The sequence below is a fragment of the Dyadobacter linearis genome (assembly GCF_907165045.1).
GTDB classification, from domain to species: Bacteria; Bacteroidota; Bacteroidia; order Cytophagales; family Spirosomataceae; genus Dyadobacter; species Dyadobacter linearis.
Window position 1 is genome coordinate 24,168 of sequence record NZ_CAJRAU010000014.1, and the last position, 13,554, is coordinate 37,721.

10 protein-coding genes are annotated in these 13,554 nt (G+C 44.9%); 1 reads left to right on the forward strand and 9 read right to left on the reverse strand.

Features of this window, described 5'->3' with window-relative positions:
• Nucleotides 1-94: 94 nt before the first annotated feature.
• Nucleotides 95-1,060 carry a HEPN domain-containing protein gene (locus KOD92_RS26830; protein WP_215236698.1) on the reverse strand — a complete coding sequence of 322 codons (966 nt, stop codon included), beginning with the start codon at nt 1,058-1,060 and terminating at the stop codon, nt 95-97.
• A 571-nt stretch (nt 1,061-1,631) separates the two neighbouring features.
• Complete coding sequence (locus KOD92_RS26835) at nt 1,632-2,666, reverse strand: chemotaxis protein CheB (RefSeq protein WP_215236699.1); 1,035 nt, start codon at nt 2,664-2,666, stop codon at nt 1,632-1,634.
• 401 nt (nt 2,667-3,067) lie between these two features.
• On the opposite strand from KOD92_RS26835, the gene KOD92_RS26840 reads away from it, so the two are divergent.
• Complete coding sequence (locus KOD92_RS26840; RefSeq protein ID WP_215236700.1) at nt 3,068-3,376, forward strand: hypothetical protein; 309 nt, start codon at nt 3,068-3,070, stop codon at nt 3,374-3,376.
• A 25-nt stretch (nt 3,377-3,401) separates the two neighbouring features.
• On the opposite strand, the gene KOD92_RS26845 is transcribed toward KOD92_RS26840, so the two are convergent.
• The 7 genes from KOD92_RS26845 to KOD92_RS26875 form a co-directional block, all read right to left on the reverse strand.
• A complete protein-coding gene (locus tag KOD92_RS26845) occupies nt 3,402-3,857 on the reverse strand; it encodes a response regulator (protein ID WP_215236701.1) in 456 nt (151 codons plus the stop codon).
• Between the two features lie 568 nt (nt 3,858-4,425).
• Nucleotides 4,426-8,979: a CheR family methyltransferase gene (locus KOD92_RS26850; protein WP_215236702.1), complete on the reverse strand. Its 4,554-nt coding sequence runs from the start codon at nt 8,977-8,979 to the stop codon at nt 4,426-4,428.
• A gap of 52 nt (nt 8,980-9,031) precedes the next feature.
• Nucleotides 9,032-9,901 (reverse strand): response regulator, encoded by an 870-nt coding sequence (locus KOD92_RS26855; RefSeq protein WP_215236703.1) that lies wholly within the window; start codon nt 9,899-9,901, stop codon nt 9,032-9,034.
• A gap of 56 nt (nt 9,902-9,957) precedes the next feature.
• On the reverse strand, nt 9,958-10,221 hold the full coding sequence (locus tag KOD92_RS26860; RefSeq protein ID WP_215236704.1) for a hypothetical protein: 264 nt from the start codon (nt 10,219-10,221) through the stop codon (nt 9,958-9,960).
• A gap of 216 nt (nt 10,222-10,437) precedes the next feature.
• Nucleotides 10,438-11,376: a chemotaxis protein CheB gene (locus KOD92_RS26865; protein WP_215236705.1), complete on the reverse strand. Its 939-nt coding sequence runs from the start codon at nt 11,374-11,376 to the stop codon at nt 10,438-10,440.
• Nucleotides 11,377-11,871: 495 nt separating this feature from the next.
• Nucleotides 11,872-12,303, reverse strand: a complete 432-nt coding sequence (locus KOD92_RS26870; RefSeq protein WP_215236706.1) for a response regulator — start codon at nt 12,301-12,303, stop codon at nt 11,872-11,874.
• Between the two features lie 7 nt (nt 12,304-12,310).
• On the reverse strand, nt 12,311-13,468 hold the full coding sequence (locus KOD92_RS26875; RefSeq protein WP_215236707.1) for a PAS domain-containing sensor histidine kinase: 1,158 nt from the start codon (nt 13,466-13,468) through the stop codon (nt 12,311-12,313).
• Nucleotides 13,469-13,554: the final 86 nt, after the last annotated feature.

Sequence of the window (13,554 nt, forward strand, 5' to 3'; positions counted from 1 at the left end):
ATTTGAGGTATTTGTGACTGGTAAGGCACTGGTTGCCTTAGTCCCGAATAGTTGGGCCGATTTAAGCAGCTATATATTGCCTAGTTAGTAAGTGCTAGATGTTTTCTCGGTATTGTGCAGTAAACCGAGCTTCAAAATACTTTAACATGTTATTAGTCAACCCTTCCGCTGCCATGGCGTAAACCTGAGATTGCATGGTGCCGCCTTGAACAGACTCACTTTCAAAAGTTGCCAATTGGTCTACAAAAATTTCCCAAGTCCTCATTGCTTTAAGTAGACTTCTAACACGATCGGGATCTGTGTATCCTGCACGGAGATCTTTTGCTAGCCGAGCTACAAACAATCTCAAGCTGGATTTTGATGCTTGATAATCTTGTCCTGCAGCAATATTCATTGCAGTTTGTGTCAGAGGCGCGTTTGGATAAAGCGTCTCTGTAACAAGTTCGTTTGTTGCGCTTAAAAATTTGTGGGCTTCGTTGATATACAGCAACGCTTCTTTGGCGGAAACTGATATATCCGTAAGCTCGTGTACAACCGTATGTCTTACTCGTATAAGTTCTTCTAAGGTCTTAATATTTCCTTCGATATCATCAATTATTGGAACGGAAGCCTTTTTGTTAATCTCAATTTCCCATCTATCAGTAATCGTGGAAATTCGATCTTTAAACTTCAAATCCATCAGCCGGTCCATCAAGCCAATAATTTCTTCAATTCGGTTTAATGCAAGCAAATGGGATGTTAGCTCTCCCATTGTGATTTTTCGTCCATGGAGGGCCTTGAGCAATGCAGCATCGAACTTACTTACCTCTATGGACTTAAATATATTTGTACTATACGGTTCCCCACTATCCACTAGTTCCTTCACAACCTCCTGAAAAAAAACCTCAATCATTGTCACTATCTTAACTGGAACATAATTTAGCCAATTGCCATCCGCTGCATCTAGTTCTGGAATTGATCTTGAAAGGAAGTTTAATGAGGTATAGCTCCATTTTCCAAGCGTTGCCGCGCGTTCTCTTTTCTCAAAGATCTCTTCTATATAGTCCCTTTTCTTGCCCATGTTGAAAATGTTAATACCTTTAAACTTCGGAATTGTTTGCACTATTTCGACAAAAATAATTTACGCAGCTGAGTTAATTAAAACTGTGGTTATTATGTAAATCACCAGCTAGCTCTAAAGTGTCCTTTAAACTTCGGAATTGTTTTGCACTACTTTAACAGAAATAATTTGCACAGCCGGGTTCATTCAAACCGTGGTTAAATCGTACTTCACTTAGATCTTGAAAATTTGCTTTTATAAAGCCGAGCCGTGATTTTTTGTTCGTTATAATAGGACGGATAAGCGTTTAAATGTACTATATGTGACCATTCCGAATTACTCGCAACGCAATCTGGTAGCACTTTTAGGTCCCGCCGCATACAATTGTGGTTTACAAATACAGACTTAGTTGGTTTCTTGAAAGTATGTTCCGCTTAGTATGATAATGTTGATACACTCAACTGCTGCGTAACGGTTGAATCTGCAAGATTAAGATTTGGAAGGACTTATAAGCCGGTCGTTTCGGATAATGCGACCATATAGGCTGGTCAAGGTTGATTGAGCTTCTAATGCGTTTGATATCCGAAACTGGTTACGGCTGGGACAACCCCAGATCTGTGCTCATTATTTCTTGCGTAAGAACTGTATCATGCACCAGTTGGGAGCGTTTTTTAATAATTTCTGCTTTTCTGTAAAATAGCTTTGCAATTTCACCTTGCTCTCCGCTTTCAAAATGTTCTGCAACTTTGGTGAGCAGCATGGTCGTTTCTTCTAGTGCTTGCATTGCCTGCCAGAGTATTGTTTCGACATTGTCTGTGACTTCGGACAATAACGAACTGATCGTATATGCATGTCCTGTATGACAGCGGAAGCGGATGATTTTACCTTCCTTGAGCTGAGAGAGAGCGCCGTGACATTCCGGACAGGTGAAGGGCGTGAGCTCCCCCATTTTGATGATCCCCATTTGGAACGCGTTATCCCTTGTTGCAATGACAATCTCAGTTTGTAGTAGTGCCAGTTCTTTTTTAGTGATCTTCGGTTTGCTCTTTACAGGCTTGACGGTAAGCTCGGAAAGCAAAGCAGGCATCTGCGAGGCGGGTATTGAATAATCCACTGTTACAAACTGCTCTGCATTGACGGGCATCTGCGGGAACAATGCATCCTGGGGATGTTGGATCAAGGCCAGTCCGCCAAGCCGTTTGATCGTCCAAAGCCCGGAAGTGCCATCATCAAGTGCACCTGACAAGACAATCCCAATGACACGGTTGCCATATGTGTAGGCTGCTGAACGGAACAACGCGTCAACCGATGGCCTGAACCGGTTTTCCCGTGGGCCCTTTCTCACGATCAACTTCTCTTTTTCGACCAGCAGATGATGGTCAGCAATAGCTACATAAATATGCCCCGGCATGACTTTCTCGCCGTCTTTTGCTGCAAGCGCAGGCAAGGGTCCCAGGCGGCTTAAAATATTGTGAAGGTTACTTTCCGAGTAGGGGGGTATATGCTGGACGACCAGTATGGCCGCGGGGAAATTAGCGGGGAGCCCTGCTACAAGTTCCATTAGCGCCGGTAGACCTCCGGCCGATGAACCGATTACGATAATGTCAGGGCACTGTGGTTTGCTCATATTATTGGCTTTATGTTTGTTTATATACTTAAGGCCCCAAACAGTATGAGCTACTTCTATGAGAAAATTATCCACTTTACTTACTGTACTAGGTTTGGATTCCCCAGGTTTTGTCTACCAGCCGAATTGTGAGGTAGTTTAACCCTGATGCCACCTGGTTAAGTTTAAAATTAGGCCATTAGAAACATAAGCTCGTCGCATCGTTAGCTGTTTGGGGAAATTTAAATTACCGGTAAAGACAATGTAAACTATGGAGTCTAACAAAATGGAAGTAGTATATATGCCATCGGGCAGCTGAATCACTAGCCACGGTAAGTGTTTGTTAATCCCCTGGTTTTAATTACATTTATACTCCGCTACCCCCTTTTCAGTACAGTAAACTAAACCACTAACTGTACGTTATGAATATACCAGCCACATCCGCCGATCAAAGCCTACTACGCGTTCAATTTCATTGCCAGCAATGGAAGTCCTTTTTTGCTGATCAAATCAAGTTAAGGCGCGCCCTTGCTTTCAAACACCAACAGGAGAACGACAAAATTCACTTGTTACCTAAAAATTACCTCCAACGCGCTGCACTGATAAAAAGGCAGATGAAAGAGCTGCTGGATTTTCGGGTTGCAGCTCAAAAAATTAGTGCAGGTTTGAGGGAGAGCCAGCAAAAGGAAAAGACGGTTATTAATGCCTTGTTCACAGACCAAAGAGATTGACTTAGCTGCGGCAAATGGGTTACAATTACATTTTCTTATTTACGTCTGGGCCGGGCAAACAATTATAACCAAGCCAATAAGAGGTAATTTGTTCTATAAGCTTTTCCAGGTTTTCAAAAGCCAAGGGTTTTATCAGGAACGAGTTTGCCCCAGCCGTATAACAGGCTCTGATGTCGGGCAGAAAACCTGAGCTGGAAAAAATAATGACTGGAATGGCACTTACAAGCGGGTTAATGGTTTGCCAGTTAAGTTTTAATTTTTCCAAAAGTCGAAGGCCGTCCATTCCTGGCATCTTCAAATCAGCAATGATCAGTGAGGGAAACGGCTTTTGACCACCCACACGCAGCTCTAAGAGGTCTTGCAGCAATTGATGGCCGCTATCGAAAAGATGCAGCCTGCATTCAGGCTCGCATTTTTCAAAAACCTTACTGATCATAAACAGAAAGTCGGCGTTGTTATCAACGAGATAAATGCTTTGCATGTTTAATTGGGTTTTATTGAAAATTTTGCCTGGAATTATTTCTTTATCAGCACTTTCAGACAATTTGCAGTTGATCGCCGGTAATAAATTTCATGCCAGTCTTTTGAAATGCATAGCCCGCACTGTTGTGGCAATAAGATGATGAAAATAAAGGAAAGGTATTGCATAATGGACGACAGGGACCCAGAAGACAGGGCAATCGGTAGTCTGCATCCGTATTCTATGGCCGGTGGTATAGCAGCAATGGCGTGGCATCATTTTGCGCAGGGCCGGTTTGGACGGGTCAAGAGGTGCTGTCCGTATCCATCAGGGAGAGGCATTGTACGGTACAAAACCTGGCACTGCATCTATGACGGCATGCCTGCACCTTGTTATTAGAAAAGATTGCTCTCGTGGGCATTGTTACCTGGGAAACGGGCCTAGGTTCTCACAGATTATTTGCTGGCCAGCCAATGCAAGACGCCCCGTATCTTAAACTTGTCAAGTGACCGGCAGCCATAGATATAGGACAAGCGCCGAAAGATCGCAATCGCTTTATTGAGGTTGTATTCTTTTTTAAGGCGAGACATTACTCTTTTATGACATGGGCTGCATAAGATTGCGGGAAAATCAAACGGAATGTTGTTCCTTGCCCTGACGCGCTTTTTATTTCCATTTTGGCATTTAAGAGCTCGGTCAAGCGTTTAATAATAAAAAGGCCAATCCCTTCCCCGTGCCCTTGGGTATTGGCTTGATGCTCAGCATCATGGTCTTTTGCTTCGACCCCATTCATTTTTGCAAGCAACTCCTGGGGAATGCCCGGCCCGGTGTCAGCTACAATAAGTTCCCATAATTGTCCTCCATCCTGATACGGACCAACTACTGCCCAGCTTACATTTACACCACCTTGGGCAGTATATTTTAACGCGTTTAGTATCAGGTTCTGGGCAATGCGCCTTACTTTCACATCGTCACCTTCCACGGTGAGCTGGTCTGGTCCTTCGAAATGGATGTATAGGCTTTTTTCGTGCGCCAGTTGCGAGGAACCGCTGCATAGCTCTGTCAGTAAGGTAGCTGCATCAAAGGTGCCAATACGCAGTTTTTCTTCGCCTGATTCCAGCCTTGAATAATCCAGCAGCTGGTTCATCATCGCTGAGACCTGCGTTAGGTTGCGTTGCAGCATATCCAGGATCTTTTCGCGTTCCTGTTGGGTATCCATCATCTTAAAAAGTGAAGTTGCCCCTACTATGATACCAAAACTGCCGCGAAGGTCATGGAACGAAGACCGTAAAAAGGATCCCCGGTGCTGCACATATTCTTTCATGGTTGCAAGCGACTCGACCATTTCGTTGGAGCTTTGCAGCTGCTTGATCAGTTTGGTTTGCTGAAAACTGCTTTCCTTCAAACGGGTAATATCCAGTTCAGTAATTGCTACCCCATGGTCATGTCTGGTCATGGAAGTTGCGAGCCATTTGGGTAGCCCGTCCAGCAAATGCTCTTCGTAGAACGGCGCTTTGGTTGCGTAAACTTCTTGAATATTCTGCTGGTGCTGCAAGGAAAGAAGCCCGGATGCGGCCGTCCCCACCAGCTCGGAAACGGGCTTGCCAAAGTCTGTCGAAAACTTCGAATTGCAAACAACTAATGTGAAATCGGCCGGGTGCCGTTCAGCGCTGTCCACAGCCTTAAAGAAAGCAATCGATGCCGGAGAGCTGTCAAGGACAGCTTGCAGGCTTTCTACGACTTCAGTTAACTTGATCTCGGCCTGTTTTCGGGCAGTGATATCCAATACAGTGACCACAATACCAGTCCTGTCTACCTGCCGCGTGATGAAGAAGGCAAGTGTGAGCTGGCCCGGCAAGGGCGAGAACTCCTGGTAGGCGCTTTCTCCGGTGGCAAGCACCTGCACATATTTTTCAAAAAGCCCAGCCTCTTTTAAGGCAGGAGTCACTTCAAGCAATGTTTTTTCCAAGGTATGCTGACGGCTTTGCTGGGTAAATTCCAGCGTTTTGCCATTAAATACGGAGGTGGTAAAATCTATCACTGACCCATCTTCCGCATATATAGGCTCCATCAGTGTTACTGATGCGGGTACGCCGTTGAGCACACTTTGAAGACGGTCTGCAGCCCGGGTAAGTAACTGGTTAGCATCTTGAAGCGCTGCCGTTTTCTGGTCAACATGCTCGTTGAGCTGCTCGGTCAGCGTTTTTTGAAGGTGTATATCCACACCACTCCCTGTATAACCGTTGAAAGTCCCATCTTCCAAAAAAACAGGGCTGGCATTTTCCAGTACCCAGCGGTAGTCTCCATCACTTCTTTTGAGCCGGTATTCAAAGCTGAATTCTGTTTGTCTTCCCAGGTTTTTGGAAAAAGCGTCCTGATAGGATGGCAGGTCTGCCGGATGGATTGCTTCATTGAATGCAGCTTCATTTTCCAAGTGGGCTTGCCCTGTAAAGATAACCCAGGCTTTGTTTAAAAAATTAATCTTGCCATCGGCCCCACGGACCCAGATCATGGCGGGCGCATTATCGACAAGTTTTTCGAACCACTGTTTCCGGTCCAGAAGCAGCCGCTGTTCACGGCGGTGGACAGTAATGTCCTCAAAACCAAGCAGGATAATCTGCTTCCGATGAAGCGTCAGCTTTCTGGCGTGGATCAGCATCGTCCGCTGCTGGGTTGCAGAAATCCGTACATCGGCTTCAATGCCTTTAACAACCGTGTCGTTGATAGTGACCTGATGCAATAAGTCCCTAAGTTCTGAGAAATCAAGCTGCCGGCTGCCGAGCTCATAAATTAATTGCCCTTCGGTCCTGGCAGCATCCGTTAAAAAGAAACGGTAAAACGCCTGATTGGCGCTTTTGATACGCAAATGCTCATCCAGGACCAGGGTAGCCTCATTAATGGTCGAAAGGATCGCTTCTGAATACTCATAGGACTCGGTGAGCTGGTCATTTCGGGTCTGCAACTCCTGGTTGATGGTCTGCAATTCTTCATTGGCAGATTCGATCTCTTCCTTGCTGGTTTCAAGCTCTTCGTTAATGCTTTGCAGCTCTTCATTGCTGCTGACAACTTCTTCGTTAGCTGACTGCAGCTCTTCATTGCTGGCTTCCTGCTCTTCAACAATCGAATGCATGTCCTGCCGCAGCGCGGCAAGCTCAGCTTCAAGCTGGCGGCTTCGCTGGCCAGTGTCGCCTGTATCGGTTGTCAAAGCCAGGTTTTCGCTGACCTGTTCAAACAAAACCAGAAAAAGCTGCTGGTTGGATGGGTTTGTAATGGGTACGGCTTCAATATTGACGTAAACCGGCTTATCGGGATAACTGATTTCCAAACCATCTTTCCTTTGTCTTTCCGCCGATTTGCGCGCTTTATGGACAATGTTGCGCAGCTCAAAGACCAGCGAAGGATGGGCCATCTTGGTCAGGTTCAAACTTGCCTTGCCAGACGAAGGTTGCAAAAATGGCGTCATATTCCCCCTAAACTGGATAATTTCCAGGTCCTGGTCTATGACCACGCTGGCTGGCACATATTGGGCAAGCAGCAGGTTGTCTACCAATTTGTCCAAATCGCTTACAGAAGCCAGCTCTGTTGTCTTGGTAGTGACTGTTATAATGGGAACGACAGGGGTATTGCTCTTGAAATCCATGTCAAGGGGGATTTTGGTCTGGGTGTTATTTTTGCGCGCAAACACTTTTTGCGCTTTTTCGAGCTGCGTAAAATACGCCGGCGAACTGCCCACAGACTCAGACTTGCCTAATAGCAGATATCCATCGGGTTTAAGGGCGTAATGAAAGGTTGCAAAGACTTTCTTTTGCAGGGCATCATCCAGATAGATTAAAAGGTTACGGCAGCTGATCAAATCTAACCTTGAAAACGGCGGGTCACTTAAAAGGTTATGTGGTGCAAAAACACAAATGTCGCGTACCAATTTGTTGACCCGGTAATGGTCATCGACCTTGAAAAAGAAACGTTCTAACCGCGCAGGCGAAACATCTGTGAGCTCACTTTTGGTAAATACGCCTAGCCGCGCTTTGGCAATCGCAGTATCGCTCAGGTCGGTAGCGAAAATCTGTACAGGAAGGCTGGCAGCTCTGTCGCCCAGCACTTCCAGCATCATCATGGCCATTGAATAAGCCTCCTGACCGGTTGAACATCCTGCCACCCAAATCCGCACCGCTTCGCTCGCCGCTTTGTTGCGGATGAGCTGGGGCAGGACCTGCTTTTTGAGGTATTCCATCGCTGGCGCGTCGCGAAAGAAGTTGGTGACGTTGATGAGCAGATCGTTATAGAGTGTGCCTGCTTCGGCCGGATGCTTTTTTAAATAGTCGATATAACCAGCAAGCGTATCAATTTTGTAGAGCAGCATCCTGCGGATAATTCTTCTGCGGATGGTTGCCTTTTTGTAATGCGTGAAATCTACGCCTGCGGCAGACTTGACAAAAGCGAGTATTTTTCTAAGATCTTCGCTATCAGTATCGTCCTGGGCAACTTCATTGGTTTCTGCTGTAAGCTGAAAGACTTCTTTATGGTTGCTAAGCCTTGAAAGCTCAGCGGCAATGTCTTTTGGCGGCAGTACCATATCTACGACGCCCTCCATGATGGCCGACTGGGGCATACCTTGAAAAGCGGCCGATTCATCTTGCGCAAAGGTAATCCCGCCCGCCACTTTAATCGCTTTTAAGCCGAGTGTGCCATCACTGGCCATCCCTGAAAGGACAATGCCGATTGCCCCGTCCTTTTGTCTTTCGGCCAGCGAGCAGAAGAATTGGTCAATGGGCAGGTGTGGCTCTGGCTTGGGTTTTCTAGGTGTCAGCACCAATACTCCATCGATAACCTCCATGGCTTTGCCGGGCGGGATCACATACAGATGGTCTGGCTGCACAGGCATCAAATGGTCCGCTTCCAAAACCTGCATGCTTGTTTTGGAAGAGAGAATAGATTCCAGTTTGCTATCGTGATCCGGGGACAGATGCTGGATATAAACGTAGGCTAACCCCGTATCGGCGGGTAAAAAAGACAGAAGTTCGCTCATGGCCTGTTGACCACCGGCCGAGCCGCCTATGGCGACAATGGGTACCGGTTTTTTGCCTGGCTGCAAATTCGTGTACTGGGTATTTTCAGTTTGGGACGTTGGCCCGGGATCAGTCATAGCAAATAAGGAAAAGTTGTCCGGGCTTAATAAAGTATTGCGGTGCTGCTGATCAAGAGGCCTGCCTGGGAAAAACAATCGTATTCCACCAACAGTAGCACAGATCAGTCAGATAAGAAAAGAATTGGGCAGGCTGGGCGGTTTTAATCAGGTAAGCATTTGCCTGAAGGCCATAACTAGCTTTAATATCCTGGTCATGGGCCGAAGCGCTCACGACAACAATAGGCGCAATAGGTATACTTTTACTGGCAAAAGATATTTGGATCCAGGCCAGCAGATCCAGGCCATGCTTGCGGGTAGGCAAATACAGGTCCAGGATAATCAAATCGACGGCAGCAGACGCTTTCTGGTCAAGTGATTCAAAGAAGCTAACAGCGCTTTCGGCTGAACTATGCTGGATGATGTTTAGCCCCGGGATACCCTTTTTTAGAGAAAAGTCCATCAATTCAGCATGGTCTGGATTATCTTCGATGATCACCACATTCTTTCCGGCGCTTACCGCTGCATCCAGTTTAAGACTGCTGGAAGGGTAGTTATTAAGAAAGCAAAGGTTTACCGTATGGGCCATCTGGATGTAGCCCTCAAAAGTGCTGGGCTTGACCATATAGGCATTTACACCTTGCTGGTAGGCCTGTTTTACAGTATTTTGATTTTCGCTGGTGGAAAACAGCACGACAGGTATATGGCGCCACTCATCACGGCTTTTTAATGCAGACAAAGCCTCCATGCCGTTAACAAGGGGCATATTCATATCCATTAATACCAGCGAAGGATCTGTGCAAAGATTTTTCTCCAACACTACAAGCAGCTGGTTCCCGTCAGTCAATTCAACAATTTCAATATCTTTTGTTACACTTTCCAGCGCCTGACGGGCAAACATCCGGTCATCTTCATCATCATCTACCAGATAAATTTTCTTCATTTTTGTTTTAATGGGGTACCATCATACTACCGTCCGTTTTGGCCGGTGCTATTGGTTTATGCCTGCAAGGGAAGTATATTTTCAATTGTGGCCGGATCTACGGGCAGTGGAATGGCCTGCTGCAGCTGGTTTTTTTTGAGCCGCTTTTTGAGTGAATAAATGGAATGCTCGGTGATCGAAATGCCGAGCTCGTCTTTGATCTGGGCAACAACGATAATCGCAGGCAGCTGAAAGAGTTTATCGCCATAGTAGGCCAGTAAAACATCAAAACGGCCTTTGAGCCGGAGTTCAAAGGCCTGGGTAACGTACTTTTTATCCATAGACGCTGCTATTTTCCTAATAAAGTACTAAGATAAGCCTAATATCTTCCTAATAGCTGAAAAACATTGTGTGTTCCAGTATGGGTTCCTCTAAAAATTCGAAAGGTTACAATATGCTTGCCGTAAAAGCTATAAGGGCTAGGTGAGCTTAACGTCACTAATTTGGCCTTGGGAGTAGATATAATCCAGTAGCGCTTTGGACCTGATGCGCAGAATTTAGGCTTTTTGTTCGAATCCCTTGGCGTCAGCCGCATTTCCGCTCACTTCGCAGCGCGTCACGGCTTGCTCTAAAAACAGGATGCCTTCCTCCATGCTGCGGACCGCCTGCCATAATTTTGTTTCGACCGATTCAGTAATTCCTGACCAAAGCGCACCCTGTGAGAATCCATGGCCCGTGTGGCAACGGTAGCGGACACTTTCGCCTTCCTGAAAGCTGGTAAGTGTCCCGCCGCATTCTGGGCAGGTTAAATCCGTTTTTTCCCCCATGTGGTTAATGCCCATTGATAAGGCGTTTTTTTGTGCTGCAATTTTTATTTCTGCCTTCATCCTGACTTTCAGCAGATTGTCTTCCACTATACCCGTTCCGGCAGGCTGGGCCACCAGCTGGTTAATCAAAGGCCCGATGTCTTTTAAAAGTACAGTATAATCGGCATCCACATATTCGAGCGCGTTGTTGGCCATATCCGGGTAAAGCGCGTCCTGGGGGCTTTGAACCAATGTAAGACCGCCAAATTGCTCGACCGACCACAGCCCTGAACTGCCATCATTGAGATATCCGGTCAGCACGGCGGCTATCACCCGGCCGCCATACCAGTAAGCAGCAGAACGCATCAATGCATCAATCGAAGGGCGAAAGTTATTTTCTTTTGGGCCTCTTTTTACCAAAATATGCCCCTCGTTAATGATCATGTGATGGTCCGGTGGGGCCACATAGATCATACCCTTCTTTATTTCTTCACCATCTTTGGGGTGCAGCGCGGGCAGCTTCCCGTGGCTGGTAAGTATTTGCGGCAGGTAACTGACATGATCAGCAGCCAAATGCTGCACAATAAAAATGCTGGCAGACAAGTCCTTGTCAAAAGATTTTACAATTTCCTTTAAAGCATGAACACCTCCGGCTGATGATCCAATAACAACTATGTCGCGACTTTGCATATTAATCTTTCTAGTAATTTAACTATTTTCTGAGGCTTTCACAGAAATTATGCTTTCAGTTTCGGTCAACAGCTTTCAAGCTTGTCGAGCCGGCCTGGTTTATCGAAAAAAGCCAGCGCGCGAGCATTAAGATAATTTGGACTACCTATTGGTCTGCTAGCTGCTGTAAATTACAACAGCGATCCTTCCTGTATTTACTGGATTGCCTTATGTTTATAAGCGCTCTGCCCTGACCGGCTCAACTGCAGCATGTGCTTATGAAGCGACTTGCCATTTTTGAAGAATTTTATCAGATATGGCATTTTCAGATCCTTGATCAATTTATAAATAAAAATTGGTCATCAGAATATCATCGACGATGTATAAGCTTTGATTCATAACAGGTTCTTAATTGCGCGTTAGTCGGTTACAAGTCCTGAAATAATCAGATGCAATGTTTATTGGGATTTTACTTGAAGCATACTTTTGCAGACAGACCTGGGAACAAGAATTATATTAATCAGTGAAGGTCGCATTACCGCAGGCAGTGCTAAGGTGGTTCAAGCTTAATGGTTTGGAGAAAAAGCCCGATACTAGCGTATGACTTTCAACCTTTGCCTTGTCGATTAGATCCATAGATGAAGAAAGCATAAAAATACGAAATCCGCTCATGGCACTTTCTTTTAATTTTGCCAATTCCTCTAAAAACTCCCAGCCGTTCATAATAGGCATGTTGATGTCCAGAAGAATTATTGTTTTCACATTATGATTGGTGTCGATTATTTCTTGGATACTATTCAGGGCAAGTTCTGGATCCACAAATACATGGATCTCTGCATCTTTTTGATGCCTTTGGATTATAAATGTGGATACCAGGTTATTTACGCTATCATCGTCTACGATGATAAAGCGTTGTGACTCACTAAGTATGTTTGCGTATCCAGCCATTCTGATGTTAGAGATTATTATTTGTGTCGCTGACAATGCTAATATCACTTTGATTGAAATAGATGTAAAAAGTAGTGCCTACGTTAACTTCACTTTCTACTTCAATCTTGCCTTTCATCGCTTCAATTTGCGTCTTTATTAAATACAGGCCCAATCCCCTGGCATCCTTATTTCTATGGAAAGTTTTATAAAGTCCAAACAGCTGGTCCTTGTATCTTCCTAGATCAATTCCCAGTCCATTATCTTTGAAGGTCAATACTTTGTATTTTTCTTCGTCGTACAGGTTCAGTTCAATTTCTAGCGAACGCTCGGTTGATTTATATTTAAAAGCATTGGTGATCAGATTCAAAATTATGCTTTCAAAATAAGCAGGATTGATGTTTACAACTTGACTTGGGTCAAATTGATAACTTATTGTTGTATCTGGTCCCGAATTGAGCGCTTGTATACTTTGGAATATCCTGTATATCTCATCAAAAACGTTTAAAGCAGCGACTGGCAGGCTTGTATTTGCTTGTATTGATATAATCTCGTTGAGATTGTTCAATGTTTCATCCAGGCTTAACGTGCTATCATGAATCATTCCCAAGGCCATCTTACTGTCTTCAAAATCTTCACTGATGTTAAGGATACCAATGATATTGGCTACATGTGAACGGACGTTATGAGAAATGATGTAAGTGAAATTAACCAGGCGTTTGTTCTGTTCAGCCGCCACATCCACCAAGCTGAGAAGCTGCTCTTGTTTTAATATCAATGGGGTAATATCATGTCCGATACACAGTAGTTCGCAAGGCGCGTCATTTTCATCTTTCAACACTTTAAACTCCCATTGTGTGTGCAGCACACCGTTAGGGGTAGGTTTTCTAAGCATTACCCAAAATGAATTTTGTGGATCAGCAAAACACTTTTCAACAGTTTCAATACAAGCCGCATGATCTACCGGCATAATTAGGCTCAGGGACTCTTTGCCGAGCCATTCTTCTGCTTGTAGATCAAGCATTTTACAAAAGAAGGGGTTCAAATAGGTGTATCTGCCTTCAAGATCTGTTTTGATAATATAAAATGAATTATTTTCAATAATGGATCGGAAATAAGCGTCATCTTTTCTGGTTTGCTCAATAAGGCGCTGCTGAGCTGTGTCAGAAAGTTCTTTTTTATTCATATTAATAAATGATGAAAGACCTTTGAAAGTCCATTGAATTAAAATAAGTCGCGCAACTAAATAATTCATTGAACGCAGAAGCGATT

Excerpts from the sequence above, each read along its gene's own strand:
- KOD92_RS26830 (WP_215236698.1), bottom strand. The coding sequence starts at position 1,060 with ATGGGCAAGAAAAGGGACTATATAGAAGAGATCTTTGAGAAAAGAGAA.
- KOD92_RS26835 (WP_215236699.1), bottom strand. The coding sequence starts at position 2,666 with ATGAGCAAACCACAGTGCCCTGACATTATCGTAATCGGTTCATCGGCC.
- KOD92_RS26840 (WP_215236700.1), top strand. The coding sequence starts at position 3,068 with ATGAATATACCAGCCACATCCGCCGATCAAAGCCTACTACGCGTTCAA.
- KOD92_RS26845 (WP_215236701.1), bottom strand. The coding sequence starts at position 3,857 with ATGCAAAGCATTTATCTCGTTGATAACAACGCCGACTTTCTGTTTATG.
- KOD92_RS26850 (WP_215236702.1), bottom strand. The coding sequence starts at position 8,979 with ATGACTGATCCCGGGCCAACGTCCCAAACTGAAAATACCCAGTACACG.
- KOD92_RS26855 (WP_215236703.1), bottom strand. The coding sequence starts at position 9,901 with ATGAAGAAAATTTATCTGGTAGATGATGATGAAGATGACCGGATGTTT.
- KOD92_RS26860 (WP_215236704.1), bottom strand. The coding sequence starts at position 10,221 with ATGGATAAAAAGTACGTTACCCAGGCCTTTGAACTCCGGCTCAAAGGC.
- KOD92_RS26865 (WP_215236705.1), bottom strand. The coding sequence starts at position 11,376 with ATGCAAAGTCGCGACATAGTTGTTATTGGATCATCAGCCGGAGGTGTT.
- KOD92_RS26870 (WP_215236706.1), bottom strand. The coding sequence starts at position 12,303 with ATGGCTGGATACGCAAACATACTTAGTGAGTCACAACGCTTTATCATC.
- KOD92_RS26875 (WP_215236707.1), bottom strand. The coding sequence starts at position 13,468 with ATGAATAAAAAAGAACTTTCTGACACAGCTCAGCAGCGCCTTATTGAG.